We start from the raw sequence: 24,092 nt of genomic DNA on the forward strand, positions 1-24,092 counted from the left end.
ATCCCTCGCATACTTATCAGACCACTCACGCCGGTGAACACCCTGCGACGCCACATTTCCGTGTTTCTTGCTCCTAGTGGTCCGACCACTCTGCTCGTTAGACTGCGCCGGAGCGCATGATCGGAGGAATGGCGTGGACGACGAGACAGCCCCGCAGAAGGGCACCGTGACGCAGCGCGCCATCGAGCGGATCAAGGCGATGATCGCCGAGGGCCGTCTGGAGCCGGGCCAGCGGCTGCCGACCGAGCGGGACCTGGCCGCCCAGCTCGGCATCTCCCGCAGCTCGATGCGGGAGGCGATCCGCGCGCTCACCGTGCTGGGCGTGCTGGAGGCCCGGCACGGGTCGGGCATCTACGTGACGCGGCTGGAGGCCGGCGACCTGCTGGAGACGTTCGGCGTCGTCGCGGACCTGTCGCGCGGTCCGCGCCTGGTGGAGCTGCTGGAGGTACGGCGGATCCTGGAGTCGACGGCGACAGCCCTGGCTGCCGCCCGGATCACCGAGGACCAGCTGGCCGAGGTCGAGAAGCACCTGACGGCCATGAACACCACGGACGATCCGGAGGAGATCCTCGCCCACGACCTGGCCTTCCACCGCGAGATCGCGGCGGCTGCGGGCAACGAGACGATGGCCGCGATCCTGGAGGGCCTGTCGTCGCGGACGTTCCGGGCCCGCGTCTGGCGCGGCTTCCAGGAGGAGGGCGCCTTCGCCCGCACCCGCCGCGAACACGCCGCGATCCACCGCGCCCTGGCCGCCCACGACCCGGAGGCGGCCCGCGCGGCGGCGGCAGCGCACGTGGGCGAAGTGGAGGAGTGGCTGCGAACGCAGCTCGGGCCCTGAGGACCCCTAAGGGGCCGAGAAGTCGTTGGCGACACCGCGGGAGGCTGTGGAAGGCTTCCGGCGCATGGGGGACGAGTCGTGGGCAGGCGTGGGGTTCCGGACGACGAGCGGCCCGGTGCGCGGTCGGCGGCAGGCCGGCGGTGTCGTCGCCGTTCTCGGTGTCCCGTACGCCGCCGCACCCTTCGGCCCCGGCCGTTTCCGCGAGCCGCAGCCCGTGCACGGCTGGAGCGCACCACGTGACTGCACGAGCTTCGGGCCCATCGCGCCGCAGTCGGCGGAACTACCCGGTGCACCGGTGTGGCGTCCCGGGGACGAGGACGTGCTCACCCTCAACGTGTGGGCACCGCGGCGGGCCGGCGGGCCGCTGCCGGTGCTGTTCTGGATCCACGGCGGCGCGTACACCTTCGGCTCCTCAGCCGAGCCCTGCTTCGACGGCACGGCGCTCGCCAGCGCCGGGGTGGTCGTGGTCAGCTGCAACTACCGGGTCGGCTTCGAGGGCTTCGGCCATGTGCCGGGGTTCCCCGGCAACCGGGGACTGCTCGACCAGACGGCCGCGCTGCGCTGGGTCCGGGAGAACATCGCGGTGTTCGGCGGCGATCCCGGGAACGTCACGGTCGCCGGACACTCCGCCGGCGCGGGATCGGTGGTGTGCCTGATGGCCATGGAACAGGCGCGAGGACTGTTCCGCAGGGCCATCGCCCACAGCGTTCCGCACGCCTTCTTCACCGTCGAGGTCGCCGCGGCGATCACAGCCGGGATCGCGGCCGAGGCGGGCGTGGACCCGACCGGAGCCGGCCTGCTCTCCGCCGCGCCGCAGGAGCTGGTGGCCGCTTCCGACAAGATCGCCGGACAGTGCGGCGACGAGCCCGTGACGGCGCTCCAGGCCTACGACCCGGTCGTTTTCCAGCCCGTGGTCGACGGCGACGTGCTGCCCGTGGATCCCCTCTCGGCCCTGGCTGCCGGCACCTCCCGCGACGTCGACCTGCTGGTGTGCCACGCGCTGGAGGAGTACTGGTTCCTGCACGAGGTCGCGTGCGTGCGGGAGGTCGCCTCGGAGCGGGAACTGGCGGAGTTCGCCGAGGCCCTCCGGGTCCCCGCCCGGCTGCTCGACGGATACCGTGCGCTGATGCCGGGCGCTCCGGTGCTCGACCGCTACCTCGCGCTCTTCGGCGACGCTCAGTTCGGCGAGTACGGCAGTCGGCTCGCCGAACAGCACGCGCGAGCCGGCGGCCGGGCGTATCTCTCCCGTTTCGCCCGCAGGCGGATCACTCCGGGCGGCGAGGCCAGGCCCTGGCACACCGCCGACATCCCGTTCACCTTCGGCAACCTGGACGCGGACGGTGCCGCCTTCCTCATCGGAGGCGCCCCCGACGAACAGGACCGAGCGCTGTCCCGGCGCATGCTCGGCGCCTGGACCGGCTTCGCCGCCCGCGGTGACCCGGGCTGGGCCCCGGTCACCGCCGACGCCACACCGGTGCGGGTCTGGGCCGTGCCGCACGACCACCTGGCCGACGACGCCACCTCCGACGTACGCGCGCTGTGGCGTGGCGTCCCCTTCGACCTCCTGCGGGCGGTGAAACGGGCTACTTGAACCGGGCCGGGCCGGCAGTCGCCCGCGAGCTGCTGGAGGAGGAATGTGACGTGCGTCTGCGTCACGGTCCCGCCGCGCGGCGCGGGGCTGCCCCTCGTCCACCGGCAGGGCGACAATGGTCCATATGCGGCTACGGGGTACCGCCTGCGCTGCCGCCGGATTGCTGCTGGCCTTCGCCGTCGGCTGCACCAGCGGCGGGGAAGCGGGTGCGCCAGCGGGCACTTCGGTGTCGCCCCGGGTCACCACCGGGAACCCGCGTGTCTCCCCCTCCCCCTCCCCGGCCGACCCGGTCTCCCTGCCGGCTCTGATGCGGCGCGAGCACACCGGCTCCGGCCTGCGCCTCGGAGCGGTGCTCGACCGGAACTCCGCCTACACCCGCTACGCCGTCACGTACGAGGCGGCCGGTCTGACGATCTCGGGAATCATGAACATCCCGGAGGGCGAGGGTCCCTTCCCGGCGCTCGTGCTGGCCCACGGCTACATCGACCCGGACGTCTACTCCAGCGGCCAGGGCATGCCCCGCGAACAGGACCGCCTGGCCCGCGCCGGCTACGTCGTCCTGCACACCGACTACCGCAATCACGCCCGCTCCGACGACGACCCCGACAACGACGTGAACCTGCGCCTCGGCTACACCGAGGACGTCATCGGCGCCGCCCTCGCCCTGCGCGGCTCCGGGCACCCGGAGATCGACGGCGACCGGATCGGCCTGTTCGGCCGGTCGATGGGCGGCGGGGTCGTGTACAACACGCTGGTCGTGGCGCCCGGCCTGTTCGACGCGGCGGTCGCGTACGCACCGGTGAGCGCACGGCCGCAGGAGAACATCGACCACTTCCAGCGGCCGGACGGCGATCCGACCGTGGCCGAGATCGAGGAGAAGCACGGCACTCCCGAGGAGAACCCGGCCTTCTGGCGCGGCGTCTCACCTCTCACCTATGCCGACCGCGTGACCGAGCCCCTGCTGATCCAGCACGGCACCGCCGACGACACCTGCCCCCTCGCCTGGTCACAGGAGGTCTCCGCCACGTTCGAGGAGGCGGGCAAGGACGTCGAACTGCGCACCGTCCCCGGCGAAGGGCACACGTTCGGGCCGCGGTGGGCGGCCTCGATGGACATCACCGAGGCCTTCTTCGAACGCCACCTGCGCTGACTCGTCAGGCCCGGGACCGTACGGCTCGAAGTCGGCGGTCGGTACGGCCGACGGTCTCGACGTCCGCGCGCTTCCGGTGCACAGTGCTCCCTACGTACTCGCCAGTACGCCCGTGCCTCTCCGCACTCCGAGGAGCCTCTGTGACCACCTGGGCCGGCCGCACCGCCGCCGAGATATCCGCCGCCGTCCGCGAGAAGCGGGTCACCGCTCGCGAGGTGGTCGCCGAGCACCTCGACCGGATCGAGCGTCTCGACGGCCGGGTCGGGGCCTTTCGCACAGTGCGCGCCGAGGCGGCCCTGGCCGAGGCGGACGAGGTGGCCGCGAACGGCGACCTGAGTGAACTGCCCCTGGCCGGGGTGCCCGTGGCCGTCAAGGACAACCTCGCCGTGCGCGGTGAGTCCACTCGTGTCGGCTCGGCCGCCACCCCGGACACGCCGGCCGAAGCCGACCATGTGACGGTGGCCCGGCTCCGCGCGGCCGGCGCGGTGGTCGTGGGGCTGACGAACGTGCCGGAGCTGTGTGTCTTCGCCACCACGGACGGGGTGTTCGGTACGGCCCGCAATCCCTGGGACCCGAGCCGTACGGCGGGCGGTTCGTCGGGCGGCAGTGCCGCCGCCGTCGCCGCCGGAATGGTGCCGATCGCCCTCGGCAACGACGGCATGGGCTCTCTGCGCATACCGGCCGCCAACTGCGGCCTGGTCACCATCAAACCGGGTCAGGGGGTCGTCCCGACGGGTGCCGGTGACAGCGACTGGTTCGGCATGTCGGAGAACGGGCCGCTCGCCACCACCGTCGAGGACGCCCGGCTGATGCTCTCCGTCCTCGCGGGCGACGAGCCCGCCCCGCGCGCCGAACCCGGCGCCCTCAGAGTGGCCGTGTCGCTGCGCAGCCCGCTGGCCGGGGTCACCATCAGCCGGCCGTACGCGGCGGCCACCCGGGAGGCGGCCGGGGTGCTGATGAAGGCGGGCCATCAGGTCCGGCGCGCCGACCCGCCCTATCCGATGTCGCTCGCCCTGACCTCACTTACTCACTGGACGGCGGGCACCGCCGCGGACGCCCAGCGCCTCGATTCCCGTCTGCTGGCCCGGCGCACCCGGGTGCACGCGAGGCTCGGCCGGCCCTTCATCGGCACCGTGCGTTCCGCGGCGAGCCGGGAGCAACTGCGCCGACGGCTGGCTCCGTTCTTCGCCGAGTACGACGTGATGCTCACGCCCGCACTGGCCCGCCGGTCCCCGAAGGCGGGACCGTGGCACGAGCGGGGCTGGCTGAGCAATCTGCTGGCGAACACGAACCACTCGCCCCTGACGCCCCCGTGGAACCTCACCGGCTGGCCCGCCATGTCGGTCCCCTGCGGAACTCTCCCCTCCGGTGCTCCCTGTGCCGTGCAACTGGTGGGACGCCCCGGATCGGAGCCGCAACTCCTGGCGCTGGCCGAGCAGTTGCAGGAAAGAAAACCGTGGCCCCGTACGGCGCCGATGAACTAGGGTCGGCCGGGTGACTGCCGGGTCGGCCGTAGGCCATGCACGAGTGAGGCGCCCGGCCTCGGTGTGAGCGCGGCGGGGGCGGCCCCGCCCGGGCCCCGCCGAGAGCCGGAGAGGGCGCGAGCCCCGCCTTTCCGTCTCCGTGCCCTCATCCTCATGCGCCACTTCGGCGCTTCATCACGGATCCCGACACCGGAGACGATGCACACTCATGTCCCACGCACCGCACACCCCCGAACTGCCGGCCACCGTCGCCCACCTCAACCACACCGTCGTCTACGCCTCTGACCGCCAACTGTCGGCGGAGTTCCTGGCGGCCGTCCTGGGACTGGAGGTCGGCGCCCCGTTCGGCCCGTTCCTGCCGGTCGACCTCGGCAACGGCGTGACCCTGGACTACTACGAGAAGAACGACGAGCCGGTCCAGTCGCAGCACTATGCGTTCCTCGTGCCCGAGGAGCAGTTCGACACCATGATCGCCCGGCTGGAGGCACTCGGCGTCACGTACTACGCCGACCCGAGCCACACCGAACCCGGCAGGGTCAACGACCTCTTCGGCGGACGCGGCGCCTACTTCGACGACCCGGACGGGCACAACATGGAGATCATGACAAGGCCGTACGTCCGCCCCTGACGGCAGCCGGGGAACCGTTCCGGCGACCACCCGGATGTTTCAGAGCGCCCGATACATGATGTGCAGCCCCACGAGTCCGCGCCGGGGGTGCTCGAACGCGTCGGGCACGGTACCGAGGATCGTGAAGCCCAGGGAGGTCCACAGCCGCACGGCCGGATTGGTCTCGACGACGGCGTTGAACACCATGCCCCGGTAGCCGGCGGCCCTGGCCTCGGTCAGGAGGTGTTCGGCGAGGGCGCGGCCGTAGCCACGGCCGCCCTGGTCGGGGTCGACCATGAATCCGGCGTTGGCGATGCGGGCGGCCGGGCCGCCGTAATTGGGGGTGAGGTAGGCGGAGGCGACGACGGTGCCGCTGTCGTCCTCGACGACGTAGACGCGTTTCGCCGGATTCATCCACAGGACCCGGGCCTCCTCCTCGGAGGTGCCCGGGTCCCATGCGTAGGTCTCGCCCGCGGCGACGATGCGGCGCCAGAACGGCCATATGCGCGGCCAGTCGTCCGCCGTCGCTTTCCTGATCAGCATGAATGCGAGTCTGGCACGCCCATGCGCCCGGTGATCGCGGAGGGGTCCGCCCGGTCAGTCGACGCTGGGCAGGATGTGCGGCTCGGCGAGGTCCTCCTCGTAGCCGGCGAGGCGGATGGGGGCCGAGCGGGCCCACACGTCAAGGCTGCCGAGCTCGTCGGACCGCCGGCCCTTGCGCTCGGAACGTTCCTTGGGGCGTTGCTCGCTCTTCGTCTTCTCCGGTGTCACCGCGCACTCCTTATGTGTCGGTCACCCTCGGGACGTGTGCGCCGGCCTGCTGCGCCTGACGCCCGCTCGGGTCTGGTACCTCATGCAGTTCGGACGCGGTGGCGCCGGTTACTCGCGGGAGCGCAGACAGTGGTGAACCGGCTCGTCCCATGACGGACCGTGGGTGTGGGTCCCGTACTGCTGTCCGTCCGCCCCAGATTAACCAAATGAGCGGGCACCCGCTCGATGGGGCTGAAAACGAGCGGTAACAATCACGCGTCATTCGGTGTTCAACTCGGGTTTCCGCACCGATTTATCAGGTGACAGGCGTTTTGTGGATCACCCGAACGGCGTACCCCCGGAGCGGCGCTTTTGAGCCGTGCGGCGGCGAATCATCCCCATGCGATCTCATGACAGGCCGTCAGCCAAAGGCCCCGAGGCGTACGCGGTGCACGAGCGGCACCGCGCAGCACCTGACGGCTCGCGGCCCCTACCACTTCCCGGGCGCGTAGTCCTTCAAGAAGACTCCGTACAGATCCTCTCCCGCTTCGCCACGCACGATCGGGTCGTAGACCCGAGCCGCCCCGTCGACCAGATCGAGCGGCGCGTGGAACCCGGCCTCGGCGAGCCGGAGCTTGTCGTAATGCGGCCGCTCGTCCGTGATCCACCCCGTGTCGACCGAGGTCATCAGGATTCCGTCGGTCTGGAACATCTCCTGCGCACTGGTCCGCGTCACCATGTTCATCGCGGCCTTGGCGGCGTTCGTGTTGGGATGCCCCGCCCCCTTGTAGCCGCGTCCGAAGACGCCCTCCATCGCCGAGACGTTCACGACGTACGCGCGCCCGCTCGCCGCCTTCTTCGCGGCGGCGGCCATCGCCGGGCGCAAGGCGCTGATCAGGATGAACGGTGACGTGTAGTTGCAGAGCTGCGTCTCCAGCAGTTCCACCGGGGAGATCTGGTCGATCGTCTGCACCCAGGTGTTGGACTCGACGACATCGGGGACCAGACCGCCCGCGTCGATCGCCGTGCCGTCCAGGTGCCGGGCCACGCTGGCGTTGCCCGCGACCAGCGCGAGGTCCGCGACCTTCTGGGCATCGAGCCCGCTGGTACCGAGGGGCAGCGCGGCCAGCCCGTCGACCGCGCCGGAGTTGAACGCGCCGATGACGTGGTGGGCGGGCAGCTCCCCCGCGGGCAGCGGGGCGCTCTCGCCCTCGACCAGGGCGGCGTAGGCGGACGGCAGCCGGCGCACGGTCTGGGTCGCGTTGTTGACGAGGATGTCGAGCGGCCCCGCCTCGGCGACCTGCTCCGCGAGGGCCACGGCCTGCGCCGGGTCGCGCAGGTCGATGCCGACGACCTCCAGCCGGTGGATCCAGTCCGCGGAGTCGTCCATCGCCTTGAAGCGGCGGATGGCGTCCTTGGGGAAGCGCGTGGTGATCGTGGTGTGCGCGCCGTCACGCAGCAGCCGCAGCGCGATGTACATGCCGATCTTGGCGCGGCCGCCGGTGAGCAGGGCGCGCTTACCGGTGAGGTCGGCGCGGACGTCGCGTTTGGCGCGGTTCACGCGGGCGCAGTCCGGACAGAGCTGGTGGTAGAAGTAGTCGACTTCCACGTACCGGGTCTTGCAGGTGTAGCAGGAGCGCGGGCGCTGGAGTATCCCCGCGATCCTGCCTTCCTCGGTGTTCGACGACGGCAGCAGGCCCTCGGTCTCGTCGTCGATGCGCTGGGCGGAGCCGGTCGCCGTGGCTTCCGTGACCGCCTTGTCGTGGGCGGTCTTGGCGGCCCGGCGCTCCTGGCGGCGGCGTTGCTTGACCGTGCGGTAGACACCCGCGGTGGCCCGGCGCACCGCGATGGCGTCCGGATGGTCGATCTCCAGCTTGTCGAGTTCCTCGAGCACGCTGAGGCAGACAGCCAGGCGCTCCGGGTCGATGCCGGGTCCGTACGAGAGCCCGCTCGCCTCGTCCATGGCCTGCGGGCCGTCCTCTGTCACCGTCATCGCCGCTGTCGTTCCCTGCTCTGCCGTCGCGGGGCGCCCGTCGCGCCCGCTTTCGAACGGCGAATTTTACTTCAGCGCCAGGGCGCCCCGCCAAACCGCGCGATTCAGGACCGGCAGGCCGTGCCCAGCGTCCGCACCTCCTCCGAGAAGGCCACGGCCAGCCGGTCGAGGTCCGGCACGGCCCTGCCGTCGGCCACGAGGCCGTAGTGGACGCTCCCGCGGTACGTCGAGACCGCCACGGCGAGCGAGTGGCCGGGAGCCAGCGGGGCGAACGGGAAGACCGCGGTGAGCGGGTTGCCGCCGAGCTTCAGGCCGAGGCTGGGCAGGGGCACGCTGGTGACCAGGATGTCGAACCAGAGCCGGGCCGCCTGGCCGACCAGAGGTCCGCCGAACCGGTGGCCGAGCGCCGGGACGTGGTCGGCGAGCAGCGCGACGGCGCCCGCGCCCCGGTTGGGGCCGGCGTCCTTGTTGCGGTCCATGGCGGTGCGGACCGCGGCGAGGCGGGCCAGCGGGTCCGGGTCGTCCACCGGAAGCCGTATCAGGTAGCCGGAGAGCCGGTTGCCCTGCGGGTAGGCGGTGCGCGGGCGGCGCTTGGAGACCGGGATCAGGGCGCGGGGCGCGACGCCCTCGACGCCGTCGCCGCGCTCGTCGAGCCAGCGGCGCAGGGCGCCCGCGACGATGGCGATGAGGACGTCGTTGACGGTGCCGCCGACGGTCTTGCGGACATGGTGCACGTCGTCGAGGTCGAGGAGCACCCCGGCGGTGCGGCGGGTGCCGCTCGGCTCGCAGGTGAGCGCCGGGGCGGAGCGGACGTCGAGGGAGGAGCGGGCCACCGAGGCGCCGATGTCCAGGGCCCGGCTCACGTCGGACAGGGCGCCGCGCAGGAGCCCGGGGAGGTCGCGCACGTCCGGCAACAGGGGGCGCGGGGGCTCCGCGGGGCGTGGCCGGGGCGCCGGCATGTCCATGGGGTCCATGATCCCCGCGGCGAGGGTCAGCGCCCGCAGTCCGTCGGCCAGGGCATGGTGGAACTTGAACAGCACCGCGTAGGAGGTGCCGTCCTCGCCGGGCAGCACATGAGCCTCCCACGGTGGCCGTCCGCGCTCCAGCGGACGCTCCATGAGCCGGCCCGCCACCGTGTGGAAGTCGGCGGTCGGGGCGTGCAGCCGTACATGGTTCAGGGGGTCGAAGTCCGGGTCGGGTTCGCGTGTCGCGCCGCCGAAGGCGAACGGCCGGCGCAGGGCGGCGGGGAGCGGTTGCCACACGTCGCGGATGCGCATGCGCAGGCCCGGCACGCCGGCGGCCCGGGCGGCGAGCAGGTCCGCCGCGTGGGCGCCCGCGGCGGGTGAGTGGGCCGTGAAGAGCCCGAGCGCGCCGAGGTGCATCGGGTGTGCCGCGGACTCGATGTTCCAGAACGCCAGGTCGAGTGGAGCGAGCAGGTCAGCAGTCAAGGGCTTGCCTCGCGTCGACGACGGGTGGGCCAGCAGTCAAGCGCCCCCAGCCGATTACGGTCAAGTACGATCAGGCTACTTACAGTTAACAACAGATTAAGTCCCACCCCGGCAACAGGGGCGGGACTTATGGTGCATCTGTGGTCAGTCCAACACAGGTTGCGGCGCCGGGCACCCCCTCGGAGTCACCCGGGAGGCGTCACGGATCAGCGCCCGGTGCGCCGGTTTCGGCGGGCCGGCCCGTGTCCGGTTCAGGCGGCGCCCCGTCAGGTGACCAGCTGCCCCTTCCCGAGGGCGATGACCCCGCTCTTGGAGACGGTGTACAGCTCGGCGTCCCGTTCCGGGTTGACGCCGATCGTCGCACCCGGCGGCACCTCGACGTTCTTGTCGAGGACGGCGCCGCGCACCACCGCGCCCCGGCCGATGTGCACGTTGTCGTGCAGCACCGAGCCCTGCACCACGGCCCCCGGGTCGACCACGACACCCGGCGACAGCACGGAACGCGTGACCTGCCCGCGGACCAGGCAGCCCGCGCTGATGATGGACTCGCTGGCGATGCCGCCGGCGTTGAAGCGGGCCGGCGAGAGCTGGTACGAGTGCGTGTAGATCGGCCAGCTGCGGTTGTACAGGTTGAAGGCGGGACGCTCGGCGATCAGGTCCATGTGGGCCTCGTAGTAGGCGTCCAGCGTGCCGACGTCGCGCCAGTAGCCCTGGTCGCGGGTGGTCTCTCCGGGCACGTGGTTGGCGCTGAAGTCGTACAGCGCGGCCTCGCCCCGGTCGGTGAGCTGGGGCAGGATCGAGCCGCCCATGTCGTGCACGGACGACTCGTCCTCGGCGTCCCGCTTGAGCGCCTCGATGAGGGCCTTGGTGGTGAAGATGTAGTTGCCCATCGAGGCGAAGACGCAGGTGGGGTCGTCCGCGAGACCCGGCGGGTCGGCCGGCTTCTCCAGGAAGCGCTCCACGGTCTGGCCGTCCGAGCCCGGCGTGATCACCCCGAAGGACGAGGACTCGGTGCGCGGCACCCGGATCCCGGCCACCGTCACGCCCGCCCCGCTCTCGATGTGCTGGGCGAGCATCTGGCGGGGGTCCATGCGGTAGACGTGGTCGGCACCGAAGACGGCGACGTACTCGGGGCGCTCGTCGTAGATCAGGTTCAGGGACTGCAGGATCGCGTCGGCGCTGCCCAGGTACCAGCGGGGGCCGAGGCGCTGCTGGGCGGGGACCGGCGTGACGTAGTTGCCGAGCAGGTTGGACATCCGCCAGGTCGTGGTGATGTGCCGGTCCAGGGAGTGCGACTTGTACTGCGTCAGGACGCAGATGCGCAGGATGTCGCCGTTGACGAGGTTGGACAGGACGAAATCGACCAGGCGGTACGTGCCGCCGAAGGTGACCGCGGGTTTCGCGCGGTCCGCGGTCAGGGGCATCAGGCGTTTGCCCTCGCCGCCGGCCAGCACGATTCCCAGGACCGAAGGACCACCACGCCGCATGGCCGCTCCCCTCACGCCGATTTCCCGATGCCTGCCCCTGAGCAGTACCCGCTAAGCCTGTTTGACGATCTCCTCGTAGAGCCGGGCCGTGCGGCGGGCCACCGCGTCCCAGCCGAACTCGCCGACCGCGCGTTCGCGCCCGGCCTCGCCCATCCGCCGGGCGGCCCCGGGGTCGCCCAGGAGGGTGTCCATGGCCCGGGCGAGACCGGCTTCGAAGCCGTCGCCGGTCCGGACCAGCAGGCCCGTCCGGCCGTCGTCCACGACCTCGGGGATGCCGCCGACCGCCGAGGCCACCACGGGGGTGCCGCAGGCCATGGCCTCCAGGTTCACGATGCCGAGCGGCTCGTACACGGACGGGCAGACGAACAGGGCGGCGTGGGTGAGGAGCTGGATCACCTCCCGGCGCGGCAGCATCTTCGGGATCCAGTACACACCGTCGCGGACCCGGCTCAGCTCCCCGAACAGCTCCCGGAACTCCTGGTCGATCTCCGGGGTGTCCGGCGCGCCCGCGCACAGCACCACCTGCGCGGCCGGGTCGATGTCCCGCACCGCGCGCAGCAGGTGGGGCACGCCCTTCTGGCGGGTGATGCGGCCGACGAACAGCACGTACGGGCGGGAGCGGTCGAGACCGATCCGGTCCAGGGCGTCGGTGCCGTGGTCGGGCCGGTACAGGCCGGTATCTATGCCGTTGTGCACGACGTGGACGCGCTCCGGGTCCAGCGCCGGGTAGCAGCCGACGATGTCCTCGCGCATGGCCGCGGACACGGCGATCACCGCGTCGGCCGCCTCGATCGCGGTGCGTTCGGCCCAGCTGGACAGCTCGTAGCCGCCGCCGAGCTGCTCGGCTTTCCAGGGGCGCAGGGGCTCCAGGGAGTGAGCCGTCATCACGTGCGGTATGCCGTACAGCAGCTTGGCGAGGTGGCCGCCGAGGTTGGCGTACCAGGTGTGGGAGTGGACCAGCTCGCGTCCTTCGAGGGCGGCGGCCATGGCGAGGTCGACGGAGAAGGTGCGCAGCGCGTCGTTGGCGCCGTCGAGCGTGGACCAGGGGCGGTGACGCCGCACGCCGTCGGCGCGGCCCTCGCCCCAGCAGTGCACGTCGAGGTCGACCAGCGCTCTGAGCTCCCGGGCGAGGAACTCCACGTGGACGCCGGCACCGCCGTACACGTCCGGCGGGTACTCCCGGGTCAGCAGTCCCACTCGCACCCGCAACTCCCTGCTCTCAGCGGCCGTTCCCTTTCATGGTCACCCAGATGGGGCGTGTGGGGAAGAGCGGGGCGGTCGTGGGAAGCAACAGTCGCCGCAGACGCCACCGCCGGGCACGCGGTAGTACAGACAGCAGCTGCGGCGCCGGAAGGCGGTACCGGTGAGGGTTCCGGAGCCGGCGAGCAGGGGGTGGGCGAGGAGTTCGGCGGCCAGGTCACGGGCCCGGGCCGCGAGGTCCGTACGGCCGTGCCGCCGGGCCCAGCGGTCCAGCTCCCGGGCGGCGCCCGCCAGCGCGGACGCGGCGTTGCCCCGCAGCAGGCCGGGTGCCATGCGGTGATGGACGCGCAGGGCCGCCGCCAGCGGTTCGAGGTGGCCGTGCAGGACGACGTCCGCCAAGGTCGGCGCGTCCCCGGGGAGCGGCCGTACGTCCGGCAGCCACAGGTCGTCGGGGGCGCCGGCGTCGGCGTCCCAGTGCAGCAGCCGGGCGTCGAGGTCGGGGAGTCGGCCGTACAGCGTGGCGCAGCCCAGGGCCACGGACCACAGGCGCGCCGCGAGACCCTGGTGGGCCACCGACGCGGCGACGCGCCACTCGGAGGCGTGCAGGGCGTTCGCGACCTTGCGGACGCGGAATATCAGTGGATTTCTGCATTCGTCCGGTGACGCGTCGGCGTAGGCCTGTGCCAGAGTGGGAAGAGGCCCGGCCGTCGCTCCTTCCGTGCGCAAGCCGAAGAAGCCACCGAGCGGGCGGAGCGCGGCGAGGTCGGGGTCGAGGTCCACGAGGAGCAGTAGTACCAAGGCCCCTAAGGGACGCGACCCGGTGGCCCCCGACCGGCGTCGCCCACCCTGGGGATGACGGGGTTCCCCTCGTACTCCATCGGCAGTAGGACCCAATGAGTGCTCAGGGACGACGACGGGAAGACCTGGACACGGCAGGGTGTTGGTCATGAAAGCCCACCTTTCGCCGCGCCGGGCCGAGCGCCCCCGCCTGACGCAGAGGAGCAGCCGATGAGCGCCCTCGCGTTGTCCGTCCTGCTGTCCCTCGTCTCCGCGGTCGCCTACGCGGGCGGGGCGATCGTGCAGGAGCGGGTGGCGGAGTCCTCGCCGGGCGAGCAGTACGCGCCGCTGCGCCGGCCGGGCTGGTGGGCGGCGGTCGCGCTGAACGGACTCGGCGGGCTGCTGCACGTGGTGGCGCTGGCCTACGGCCCGCTCAGCCTGGTGCAGCCGCTCGGCGCGCTGACCATCGTGGTGGCCCTGCCGATGGCGGCGCTGTTCGTCGGCCGCAAGGCGGGCGCCACGGCCTGGCGGGGCGCGGTCATGGCGACGGTCGGGCTCGCCGGTCTGCTGTCCCTGGTCGCCGCGTCCGACGCGCGGTCGCTGGACACGGCGCAGCGGGTGGCCGTGGCGCTCGTCACCGCCGGTGCGGTCGTGGCGCTGATGATCGCCGCCCGGGCCGCGCACCGGCACCCGGCTGTCCGCAGCATGCTGCTGGCGACCGCCTCCGGTGTCGCGTTCGGCATGTCCTCGGTGTTCACCAAGACCGTCGCGGTCGACTGGACCGGTGGTGTGTCGGCGGCGGACGTGCCGTCCCTCGCCGTCATCGGTGTCCTGGCCACGGCCGGCATGCTGCTGTCGCAGGCCGCCTACCGGGGCGCCGGCCTCGCGGCGCCGCTGGCCACGCTCACGGTCGTGAACCCGGTGGCCGCGGCCGCCGTCGGCATCACGATGTTCGGCGAAACCTTCCGCTACGGCACGACGGGCACGATGCTCGCCCTGAGCTGCGGTGTGGTGGCGGCGGGCGGTCTGATCCTGCTGACGACGGAGCGTCTCGCTCACGCCCAGCCGGAGCGGGCGGGAACGGCGCTGGAGGCCGCCGCGAACGGGCCGGCTCCGGCCGGCGCGGTGCTCTCGGACGCGGATCTTGTGGCGCTCAGCGCCCTGCCCGGTCCTACGGGGCCCGGACGTGCCAAGGGCCTGCCTGAGACGGTGGGCAGCGCATTCGGGCACGGGGGCGGCCTGGCCGGCGGCGAGCCGCGCGACCCGGTGGAGGTGTTGTGCGGCAGCCTGGCCGGGCCGGTGGGCGCCTCATGGGAGACCTCGAGTGCCTCGCGCGGCATGGACGCACTCCCCGGGATCGTGGATGAGCCAAGGACGGTGGGTGCGCCCGGGATCGTGGGCGCGCCGCCCGTCGCCGTGGGCGCGCTGCCCAAGGCGCTGGGCGGCGAGCCGGCGACCGCGGGGGCTGGTGATCGCGGCGGGGCCGGGCCGACGCGGGCCGGAGACGCGCCCGCACCGGTGCCCGTGCCTCGGCCCCTGGCCGCCGATGCGTCCGAGGCCGGCCCGGACGTCACGCACGAGAGCGGCGAACCGCAGGTGGTCCCCGGTCAAGGCCCGCTCCTCTACGTGCCCTTCGTCGGCGTTCCGTACGTCTCCATGCCCACCGTCGACCGGTACCGCGCGCGGGTCAGATCCTGACCCCGCCGGCCCTCAGATACGCGATCGGGTCGACGTCCGTCCCGAAACCGGGCCCCGTCCGCACCTCGAAGTGCAGATGAGGGCCCGAGCTGTTGCCCGTGGAGCCGGAGCGGCCGATGCGCTGGCTGGCGCTCACCGGCTGCCCGTCCCGCACGGAGATCGCCGACAGATGGGCGTACTGGCTGTAGCGGCCGTCGCCGTGCCGGACCACGACCTGGTAGCCGAACGAGCCGCCCCACCCGGCGCTGACGACGGTCCCGGCCGCGACCGACCGGACGGTCGTGCCCGTGGGCACCGGGAAGTCGACGCCCGTGTGGTAGCCCTGCGACCAGGCGGAGCCCGCCTTGCGGTAGGGCGTCCCCAGGGACGCGCTGACGGGAGCGACGACGCCTTGCCCGGTGGTCGTGGACCGTGCGGCGCGGTCCTGGCGCTGGTCCTTCGACCGCTCCTCGGCGCGCTCCTTGACGCGCTCCTCCGCTCGGTCCTCGGTGCGATCCGAAGCGGGCTTCTTCGACGACGGCTTCTTGGGCGACGGCTTGGCCGACGGGGCCCGCTCGGGCGCCGGCCGCGTCTTCGTGGCGCCCTCGCCCCGCAGCGCGAGTCGCTGGCCGGGCACGATCAGGTCGGGGTCGGCTCCTATGGCCGCGCGGTTGGCGGCGTACAGGCCGCGCCAGCCGCCCCGTACGTCGCGTTCCTGCGCGATGCCGGAAAGGGTGTCGCCGCGGACCACCGTGTACATCTCGGCGCTGCCCGCCCGGGACTGCGGCGTGCTCTGCGGCCGCACGTCCTCGATGGACGTCCTGGCGCTCTTCCTCTCGTCCTTCTTCGTCCTCTCGGCGGCCGGCCGGACGTCGGGCTCGGCTCCGCCCCTGGTCAGTCCGGCCCGTCCCGAGCACACCGGCCAGGCGCCCGGGCCCTGCCCGTCGAGCACCTTCTCGGCCACCGCGATCTGCTGGTCCTTGGTGGCCAGGTCGGCACGGGCCGCGTAGGCCCGGCCGCCGTAGGCCTCCCAGGTGGACTGGGTGAACTGCAGCCCGCCGTAGAAGCCGTTGCCGGAGTTGATGTCCCAGTTGTTGCTGGACTCGCAGGCGGCGACCTTGTTCCACGTGTCCACGTCGGCCGCCTGAGCGGTGCCGGCGCCCATGAACGGGAGTGCCATGCCCGCGCCACCCGCCGTGACGGTGAGTGAGGCGCGGTTGATCCTGTTCGGCTGATACCGGCGATGCCGGCCGCGTACGGCCATCGAGAGCCCCCTAGGCATGCGTCAGGAGGGGCAAAAGTAAGCGCTGCGAACCGGCCACGACAAGGCGGCTATCGGCCGCCCGGTTGCCCAAATGGCCGGTATGAAACCCCTGTTGCGCGACGTGCGCCACGGCTCTGCGTCACGTACGCCATGCGGTGCGCGGATGCGGCGTGCGCGGGGACGCGTACGTCGGCTGAGTGCGACGGGGGCTCTCGTGCGTATGTGCCTGCGCGACGTCGTGCGACCCGCGCGTGCGGACGAAATAGCGGCACGTCAGGATGGTCGGCGGGGCATGCTTGTGGAGCCCCACCGGCAGCACCGGTACCAAGGTATTGAGGAGCCAACCGTATGAGCAGTACAGCGCAGATCGGCGTCACGGGTCTCGCGGTCATGGGCCGCAACCTCGCCCGCAACTTCGCCCGCAACGGTTACACGGTGGCGGTGCACAACCGGACGCCCGCGCGCACGCACGCCTTGGTCGATGAGTTCGGCGGCGAGGGGACGTTCGTCGCGTGCGAGAGCGCCAAGGAGTTCGTGGCCGCGCTGGAGCGGCCGCGGCGGCTGGTCGTGATGGTGAAGGCCGGTGAGCCGACGGACGCGGTGATCCAGGAGTTCGCCCCGCTGCTGGAGCCCGGCGACATGATCATCGACGGCGGCAACGCGCACTTCGCCGACACCCGGCGCCGGGAGCGCGAGCTGCGCGAGCAGGGCATCCACTTCGTCGGCATGGGTGTCTCGGGCGGCGAGGAGGGCGCGCTGAACGGGCCGAGCATCATGCCCGGTGGCCCGCGGGAGTCCTACGACTCGCTGGGTCCGATGCTGGAGAAGATCTCGGCGAAGGCGGCCGACGGTTCGCCGTGCGTCTCGCACGTCGGTCCGGACGGCGCCGGGCACTTCGTGAAGATGGTGCACAACGGCATCGAGTACGCCGACATGCAGCTCATCGGTGAGGCCTACCAGCTGCTGCGGGACGTCGCCGGCTACTCCCCCGCCCAGATCGCGGAGATCTTCCGCACCTGGAACCAGGGCCGTCTCGACTCCTACCTCATCGAGATCACGGCCGAGGTGCTGTCGCACGTGGACGCGGCGACGGGCAAGCCGTTCGTGGACGTGGTGGTGGACCAGGCCGAGCAGAAGGGCACCGGCCGCTGGACCGTGCAGATCGCGCTCGACCTGGGTGTGCCGGTGTCCGGCATCGCCGAGGCGGTCTTCGCGCGCTCCCTGTCCGGGCACGCCGGGCTCCGGGACGCCTCGCGCGGGCTGGCCGGTCCGAAGGCCACGCCGCTCAGCGAGGCGGAGGCCGGAGCCTTCGCCGACCGGGTGGAGCAGGCGCTGTACGCGTCGAAGATCGTGTCGTACACGCAGGGCTTCCACGAGATCGACGCGGCCCGCGGCGAGTACGGCTGGGACATCGACCTGGGTGCCGTCTCCGCGCTGTGGCGCGGCGGCTGCATCATCCGCGCCGCGTTCCTGGACCGGATCCGGTCCGCGTACGACACCCGGCCGGACCTGCCGAGCCTGCTGTCGGACGCCACGTTCGCGCAGGAGATCGCGGACGCCCAGGACGACTGGCGCGAGGTGTTGGTCGCCGCGACGCGGCAGGGCGTGCCGACGCCGGGCTTCGCGGCGGCCCTCGCCTACTACGACGCCCTGCGCGCGGAGCGGCTGCCGGCCGCGCTGACGCAGGGCCAGCGGGACTACTTCGGTGCGCACACCTACCGGAGGGTGGACCGGGACGGGTCGTTCCACACGCTGTGGGGTGGCGACCGGTCGGAGGTCTCCGCGTAGGCACTCCGCGCTGACGGGCCCGGTACGGGGCCGGTGGGCAGGCCCTGTGGCTGCCCACCGGCCCCGTACTCGTGCGCTCGCTTCAGGAAAGCGGCGGGCCCGGCTCGGGGTTCGGTACGGGTTCCGGGCCCGGGGGGATGGGTGACGGGTCGGGACCGGGCACCGGGTCGGGACCGGGGGGCGCCGGCGGCCTCGGCCCCGGTGGCGGGGTCGGGGACGGGGGCGGCTCGGGGCCCGGCGGGGGCTGCGGGTTCGGCACCGGGTCCGGGTGCGGATCCGGGTGCTGGGGATCCGGGCCCGGTGTCGGTGCCGGCGGCACGGGGTCGGGATACGGGTTGGTCATCAGGTCCTCCAGCCAGTCGGTCGACTCCGGCTCTGGACTACTCCCCCGCCTACCCGGCACCCGTGTCCGCAGTCACTCCGGCGCGGGACGGCGAGGGGACCAGGTGGGGTAGCCGGGTCGGTGGGGGCTGGGGGGCGTGCCTCCTGCCGGGGCAGGGGCGCGCCCGGGCAGCGCTCAGGGGCGCGTTCGCGGGGCGGCGGGACATCCCGACGACGTCTGCCCTACCGGCACCGGACAACGTGCGCCCTGGCGCAAAGCCAGCCGGTGCCGGTCGCCGTGCGCCTGGCGCATTGCGGCCTGGCCGGTGCCGGTCGCCGGTCAGAAGCGGCCCGGATGCGCTGCCGGCCACTCCTTCGCCGCGGCCCACAGCTCCTGGTCGGCCGGTGGAGCCTCCTCGGGGTGGCGTTCGGCCCACTTGGCGACGTACGGGCACAGCGGAACCACCGCGCTGTCCTCGCGCCCGGCGATGGCGTACAGCTCACGCACCAGCGCACCCGCGATGCCCTTGCCCTCGTGGGCCGGCTCGACGATCGTGTGCACCGGCACGAGCGCGCGCCCGGGGCTGTCGAGGACGAAGTACTCGACGCGGCCGATCACCTCACCGCCCGCCACCGCCTCGAGGCGGCCCGCCGCCCGGTCGTCACGGATCTCCGGGTCGCTCATGAACACGCTCCTTCTCCCGTGCGTCGATCGCCGGTTGCGTCGATCGCCGGTCAGGCCTTGACGGCCTGCGGGCTGCGCTGCTGGTCCGAGCCCGGCACCGGCTCGGACGGGTCGGCACCCAGATCCACGATCCGGTTGTCGTGATCCACGTGCACGACCCGGGGCACGAGTGCCCGCGCCTCGGCGTCCGTCACCTGGGCGTAGCTGATGATGATCACCAGATCCCCGGGGTGGACGAGATGGGCGGCGGCCCCGTTGATCCCGACCACACCGGACCCGCGCTCGCCCTCGATGACATACGTCTCCAGCCGGGCGCCGTTGGTGATGTCCACGATGTGCACGAGCTCGCCGGGAAGCAGATCGGCGGCGTCGAGCAGGTCGGCGTCGATGGTCACCGATCCCACGTAGTGCAGGTCGGCCTGGGTGACGGTGGCTCGGTGGATCTTGGACTTGAACAGAGTACGCAGCACTTTGGACTCCTGGAAGACGGCTCCCTGCCTGCTTTGTGCAGGTCAAGGGCGGTCTTCACTCTACACGGGCACGCGTCGTAGTCGATGATTGTGAGGAACATCGCTTCAGTCCGGGGAGAAGGCTCACTGGCCGTACTTCCACGCGAACCAGGCTGTTGTGGCGCCGCCGACGAGGCGTCTGCTCGGACATCCGTCTCGGAATGTGAGGGGACTGATGCTGATCAGATGCTGACTTACCTGACGGCACATCAGGTAAGTGAGGCACACAGGATGGACGAAGGCGGCCGCGACTGCTGCGGCCGCCTCCACAGCTCTGCTTACCCTCGGGCCCAGCGTTGGTTGGCGCCGGTGTGGCAGCTCCACACGATCACCGCAGCGCCATTGGCGGTGCCGGCGCCGTCGACGTCCAGGCAGAGTCGGGTCTGGACGTTGCTGACGGTTCCGTCGGTGTTCACGTTCCACTGCTGGTTCGCGCCGCCGGTGCAGTCCCAGATCCGTGCTCGGGCGCCGGGGGCGGCGTTGCTCGGCACGTCCAGGCATCTGCCCATCACCCGCAGGGTCTGTCCGGTCTGGGTGAACTGCTGGTTGGTGCCGGTGTGGCAGCCCCAGATGATCATCTGGGCGCCGTTGGACGAGTTGGCACCGCTGACGTCCAGGCATCGGTCGGCGGACTGGCTCCGCAGCCGGAATGTGGTCGGGTCCGGGGGAGTCGGGTTCGGGTCAGCGCCCGTGAAGAAGCTCCAGACCTCTCCCTTGACCCAGCTCCTGGCGCCGCTCTCACAGCCGGCGCACCCGTCCACGGGGCCTTGCTGGTGACCTCCGTCGAACGCGGCCCAGACGACCGGATACCCCTCTCGGCAGCCCGAGTAGGCGGTCGTGATGTGGGTGCGGCTGCCCGACGCGGGCTCCGGCGGGTTCTGGGGGGTGCAGCCGTTGTTCCTGACGAACCTGTCCCGCATCCCTCGACCGGCGCTGATGTTGTCGTTGATGCCGTGGATTCCCATGTAGGCGAAGGGCTGGGTGCCCCCGCTGCACCCGCTGATCCCCCCGGGCGCGGCTATCGCGGCGACCGCACGGAAGACGTTCGGCCTGGCACATGCGAGTGCGTAGCTCATGGCTCCGCCGTAGCTGAAGCCGAGGGCGAAGCGCTGCGTGGTGTCGACACAGAGATCATTGTCGATACGCCTGATCATGTCGTCGACGAAGGTCACGTCCTCGCCGCCGGAGTTGCCCCAGCCGTTGTTGATGCCCTGCGGAGCTACGAAGATCGCACTGTTGTTCGCCAGTCGCCGGAGTCCGTAGTGGGCATAGACATCGCCATCGCTTCCACCGCCGGCGACCTGCCCGGCGGTGCCACCCAACCAGTGGAATCCGAAGACCAGTCGATGTTGGCGGGTGTTGTCGTAGTTCTCAGGGATGCTCAGGATGAAGGAGCGATTCTTACCGCCGCTTTGAATCGTGTGCGTACCGCTCGTCAGTGTGGGGGCACGTCCGCATCCGGCGGTCCCCGCACGTGTGGCCCCGGCGGTGGGCGACGTGTCGGCCGCAACGCTGACTCCTGCCACGCCGGCCATGGCCAGAACGAGCAATGCCGCCAGCACGGCTCGCCCGAACCACCATCTGTGGATCGACATCATGCGACTCCCTCGCTGCTCGGTGACATGGCTCTGACTGGTCGGTGGGACCGCGGTCGGCCCTGGGGCTGGATGCGGTGGAGTTGGAATCGCTGGTTGGTGCTGCCGGTGGCTGCCCATTGGGAGATTCGGGCTCCGTCGGCGGTGGAGGCCTCCCACACGTCCAGGGCGAGGCCGCTCTGCCGGTTGACCAGACTGATCACGCCACCGCCGTGGTCGACTGTCCGCCACTGCTGGCCGGTGGTGTCGGTGTCCGGCTGCTGGGTGATGTCGGCGCCGCTGCTGCTACTGGAGACGTGCAGGAACAGACCACTGTGCCCAAGCCGGATCTTGTAGTGCCCGCCGTCGGAGGGCAGGAACTCGAAGTGCTGGTTGGGACCGGCGGTGATCTGCCACTGGATCAGCCGCGCACCGGCGGCCGTGGACGCGCCGTTGATGTCGGCGGCCTTACCGCTGTGCTGGGCCACCAGCCGATAGGCCACGCCGGCCTCCACCGGACCCGACCTGAGTGCGGACGCGCGGTAGGTGCGGCCGGCCTGGGCGGCGAACTCGATGAGATCGGCCTCGAGCCGCTTCGGCTGGACCGGCTCGCCGCTCGAATCGTCCCGCAGCGTGAAGTCGCCGGCGAAGATCCGGCTGCGCACCCGGACGGCACCGGTTCGGTCGGGTGTGACGACGCACTCGATCCGGCCGCTGCTCCACTCGGCGCCGACGGTGTGTCCGCCGCGGCCGCGCAGTCCGCTCACGCGCCCGGTGGGCCAGGCGGCCGGCAGCGCCGGCAGCACGTGCAGTTCGCCGTTGTGGCTCTGCAGCAGCATCTCCGCGATGCCCGAGGTGGCGCCGAAGTTGCCGTCGATCTGGAAGGGTGGGTGCAGGTCGAACATGTTGGGCGCGAGCCGGTCCGTCCGCACCAGGTCCCGGAGCAGCTTGTGAGCCCGGGCGCCGTCCTCCAACCGGGCCCAGAAGTTGATCTTCCAGGCGAGCGACCATCCCGTCCCGTCGTCACCGCGCAGCTCCAGCGTCCGCCGCGCGGCCTCGTGCAACTGGGGTGTCCCGCGCTTGGTGATCTGGTTGCTCGGATGCAGGCCGTACAGGTGGGAGACGTGCCGGTGATTCCGCTCGGTCTCCACCCAGTCGGCCAGCCACTCCTGGACATTGCCCCTGGAGCCGACCCGCGTCGGCGCCAGCCGGTCCCGGGCCGCCAGTGCCTGAGCGCGGAAGGTGGCGTCCACGCCGAGGGTCTCGCCGGCGCGGGCGACGCTGTTGAAGAGGTCGCGCAGGATCTGGTTGTCCATGGTGGGCCCGGCACAGACGGTGGCGTTCGTATGGTGAGCGAGCTCCGGAGAGTTCGACGGGTTGGTGACCAGGTGTCCGAGCGTCGGGTGGGCGACCAGGGTGTCGAGGAAGAACTGGGCGGCGCCCTTCAGGGCCGGGTAGTTCGAGCGGAGGAAGTCGATGTCACCGGTGAACAGGTAGTGGTCCCAGATCAGGGTGGCCAGCCATGCGCCACCGGTCTGCCACATCCCCCACCGCGCTTCGTCGACGACCGAGGCGCCCCGCCACGCGTCGGTGTTGTGATGCGTCACCCAGCCGCCGGCGCCGTACTGCGCCTGGGCCACCCGGGCGCCGGTCACGGTCAGGTCGTCGATCATGTCGAAGACCGGGCGGAAGCATTCGGACAGGTTCGTCGTGTCGGCGGGCCAGTAGTTCATCGGCAGGTTGGCGTTGATGGTGAACTTCGAGTCCCAGGACGGAGCCATCTGGTCGTTCCAGATGCCCTGCAGGTTCGCCGGCTGGGTGCCCGGCCGCGAGGACGAGATGAGCAGATACCGGCCGAACTGGAACAACAGGGCGGAAAACTGCGGGTCGTTCACCTGCGCGTGCTGTGCGATCCGTACGTCGGTCGGCTGGTCGGCCGCCGCCGTACGTCCCAGATCGACCGACACCCGGTTGAACAGCGCCTGATAGTCGGCGCGATGCCGACTGCGCAGTTCGTCGATGCCGACGTCGCGGGCAGCGTTGAGGCGGCTCCGCGCGATCCCCTGGTAGTCGCCGTCGACCTTCCGGAAGTCGACGTAGCTGGACCCGATCGACACCAGCACCGTCACGCTGGTGGCGCCGGAGACCCGCAGCGTGCCGCCCGAGCTGCTGACCGTGCCGCCCGTCACGGCGGCGTTGGCCAGGGCGAGGAACCGGACCCGCCCGGCGATGCCCTCCATGGTGCCGGAGATGCCGTCGAGGGCGATCGTAGCCCCGTCCGGGCTGGACACCGTGGTCCGTTGTGGACTGTCGAATGTGGCGGTGAAGGTGAGGGAGTTGGCCCGGTCGGCCGTCAGCCGGACCACGATCACCTGGTCGGGTGCGCTGGCGAACACCTCGCGCTGGTACCGCACGCCGTTCAGCACGTAGCTCGTGGTGGCCGTGGCGGTGGTGAGGTCGAGCGTCCGGTTGTACTGCGACGCACCGGTGGCGCTGCCGAATGAGAGCCGAAGGTTTCCGACCGGCTGGTAGGCCAGCTGTCCGGCCGGGCTGCCCAGCATCGTCTGATTGATCAGGTCCTGCGCCGGCCCCCACTGATCCGCGAAGACCCGCCGCCGGATCTCCGCGATGTTGGCCGCGCCGCGGGTGTTGGCGGAGTCGTACGGACCGCCGGCCCAGACGGTGTCCTCGTTGAGCTGCAGCCGTTCGGTGTCGACGTTTCCGAACACCATCGCGCCGAGGCGTCCGTTGCCGATCGGCAGTGCCCGCAGCCAGTCCGCGCCGGCCGGCTTGTCGTACCACAGGGCGAGGTCTTCGGCGGCCAGAACCTCCGGCGGCGCGGCCGAGCCGCCCTTGGCAAAGGCCGTCCACCCACCGGGCACGATCCCTGCTCCAGCCGCCGCCCCGGCGGCGAGAAACCGTCTGCGTGTCACATCGGACATGTCGTTC

At 71.7% G+C, this 24,092-nt stretch carries 19 protein-coding genes; 7 read left to right on the forward strand and 12 right to left on the reverse strand.

Translation table 11 applies throughout. The features are described 5' to 3' along the window. Positions 1–133 precede the first annotated feature (133 nt). From IE97_RS0130105 to IE97_RS0130125, 5 genes are all read left to right on the forward strand, one after another. Positions 134–838, forward strand: a complete 705-nt coding sequence (locus IE97_RS0130105) for a FadR/GntR family transcriptional regulator (protein WP_030247382.1) — start codon at positions 134–136, stop codon at positions 836–838. Positions 839–902: 64 nt separating this feature from the next. Next, entirely contained in the window at positions 903–2,429 is a 1,527-nt protein-coding gene (locus tag IE97_RS0130110) for a carboxylesterase/lipase family protein (RefSeq protein WP_030247384.1), read from the forward strand. A gap of 124 nt (positions 2,430–2,553) precedes the next feature. Beyond that, a complete protein-coding gene (locus IE97_RS0130115; protein ID WP_030247386.1) occupies positions 2,554–3,579 on the forward strand; it encodes an alpha/beta hydrolase family protein in 1,026 nt (341 codons plus the stop codon). Positions 3,580–3,719: 140 nt separating this feature from the next. Further along, complete coding sequence (locus tag IE97_RS0130120) at positions 3,720–5,063, forward strand: amidase (protein ID WP_030247389.1); 1,344 nt, start codon at positions 3,720–3,722, stop codon at positions 5,061–5,063. A gap of 208 nt (positions 5,064–5,271) precedes the next feature. Beyond that, positions 5,272–5,691: a VOC family protein gene (locus tag IE97_RS0130125; protein WP_030247392.1), complete on the forward strand. Its 420-nt coding sequence runs from the start codon at positions 5,272–5,274 to the stop codon at positions 5,689–5,691. Between the two features lie 39 nt (positions 5,692–5,730). Here IE97_RS0130125 and IE97_RS0130130 read toward each other — a convergent pair whose 3' ends face one another. The 7 genes from IE97_RS0130130 to IE97_RS0130160 form a co-directional block, all read right to left on the reverse strand. Beyond that, positions 5,731–6,213, reverse strand: a complete 483-nt coding sequence (locus IE97_RS0130130) for a GNAT family N-acetyltransferase (protein WP_030247394.1) — start codon at positions 6,211–6,213, stop codon at positions 5,731–5,733. A gap of 54 nt (positions 6,214–6,267) precedes the next feature. Continuing rightward, a complete protein-coding gene (locus IE97_RS41710) occupies positions 6,268–6,441 on the reverse strand; it encodes a hypothetical protein (protein WP_106975459.1) in 174 nt (57 codons plus the stop codon). 469 nt (positions 6,442–6,910) lie between these two features. Further along, positions 6,911–8,413, reverse strand: coding sequence for an SDR family NAD(P)-dependent oxidoreductase (locus IE97_RS0130140; protein ID WP_030247397.1), 1,503 nt, complete (start codon positions 8,411–8,413; stop codon positions 6,911–6,913). Between the two features lie 104 nt (positions 8,414–8,517). Beyond that, the gene (locus tag IE97_RS0130145) at positions 8,518–9,861 is read right to left on the reverse strand and encodes a wax ester/triacylglycerol synthase family O-acyltransferase (protein WP_030247399.1); all 1,344 of its coding nucleotides are present in this window, start codon (positions 9,859–9,861) and stop codon (positions 8,518–8,520) included. 266 nt (positions 9,862–10,127) lie between these two features. After that, entirely contained in the window at positions 10,128–11,348 is a 1,221-nt protein-coding gene (gene glgC, locus IE97_RS0130150) for a glucose-1-phosphate adenylyltransferase (RefSeq protein ID WP_030247401.1), read from the reverse strand. A gap of 51 nt (positions 11,349–11,399) precedes the next feature. Continuing rightward, the gene (gene glgA / locus IE97_RS0130155; RefSeq protein ID WP_030247403.1) at positions 11,400–12,551 is read right to left on the reverse strand and encodes a glycogen synthase; all 1,152 of its coding nucleotides are present in this window, start codon (positions 12,549–12,551) and stop codon (positions 11,400–11,402) included. A 39-nt stretch (positions 12,552–12,590) separates the two neighbouring features. After that, positions 12,591–13,328 carry a (2Fe-2S)-binding protein gene (locus IE97_RS0130160; protein ID WP_030247405.1) on the reverse strand — a complete coding sequence of 246 codons (738 nt, stop codon included), beginning with the start codon at positions 13,326–13,328 and terminating at the stop codon, positions 12,591–12,593. A 228-nt stretch (positions 13,329–13,556) separates the two neighbouring features. Here IE97_RS0130160 and IE97_RS41715 point away from each other — a divergent pair, with 228 nt between their 5' ends. Beyond that, entirely contained in the window at positions 13,557–15,023 is a 1,467-nt protein-coding gene (locus tag IE97_RS41715; protein WP_030247406.1) for a DMT family transporter, read from the forward strand. On the opposite strand, the gene IE97_RS0130170 is transcribed toward IE97_RS41715, so the two are convergent. Further along, positions 15,013–16,266, reverse strand: coding sequence for a transglycosylase family protein (locus tag IE97_RS0130170; protein ID WP_030247408.1), 1,254 nt, complete (start codon positions 16,264–16,266; stop codon positions 15,013–15,015). The two genes, IE97_RS41715 and IE97_RS0130170, sit on opposite strands and share 11 nt — an antisense overlap. 348 nt (positions 16,267–16,614) lie before the next feature. Here IE97_RS0130170 and gndA point away from each other — a divergent pair, with 348 nt between their 5' ends. Beyond that, the gene (gndA, locus tag IE97_RS0130175) at positions 16,615–18,054 is read left to right on the forward strand and encodes an NADP-dependent phosphogluconate dehydrogenase (protein ID WP_030247410.1); all 1,440 of its coding nucleotides are present in this window, start codon (positions 16,615–16,617) and stop codon (positions 18,052–18,054) included. Between the two features lie 661 nt (positions 18,055–18,715). On the opposite strand, the gene IE97_RS0130180 is transcribed toward gndA, so the two are convergent. The 4 genes from IE97_RS0130180 to IE97_RS0130195 all read right to left on the reverse strand — a co-directional run bounded on the left by IE97_RS0130180 (position 18,716) and on the right by IE97_RS0130195 (position 24,085). Beyond that, positions 18,716–19,060 (reverse strand): GNAT family N-acetyltransferase, encoded by a 345-nt coding sequence (locus tag IE97_RS0130180; protein ID WP_030247412.1) that lies wholly within the window; start codon positions 19,058–19,060, stop codon positions 18,716–18,718. 50 nt (positions 19,061–19,110) lie between these two features. Further along, a complete protein-coding gene (gene panD, locus IE97_RS0130185; protein WP_030247414.1) occupies positions 19,111–19,530 on the reverse strand; it encodes an aspartate 1-decarboxylase in 420 nt (139 codons plus the stop codon). Positions 19,531–19,847: 317 nt separating this feature from the next. Next, a complete protein-coding gene (locus IE97_RS0130190) occupies positions 19,848–21,104 on the reverse strand; it encodes a ricin-type beta-trefoil lectin domain protein (RefSeq protein WP_234331873.1) in 1,257 nt (418 codons plus the stop codon). Positions 21,105–21,163: 59 nt separating this feature from the next. Then, positions 21,164–24,085 carry a glycosyl hydrolase family 95 catalytic domain-containing protein gene (locus IE97_RS0130195; protein WP_030247418.1) on the reverse strand — a complete coding sequence of 974 codons (2,922 nt, stop codon included), beginning with the start codon at positions 24,083–24,085 and terminating at the stop codon, positions 21,164–21,166. Positions 24,086–24,092 lie beyond the last annotated feature (7 nt).

Source organism: Streptomyces sp. NRRL S-455 (assembly GCF_000717875.1).
Classification (GTDB): domain Bacteria; phylum Actinomycetota; class Actinomycetes; order Streptomycetales; family Streptomycetaceae; genus Streptomyces.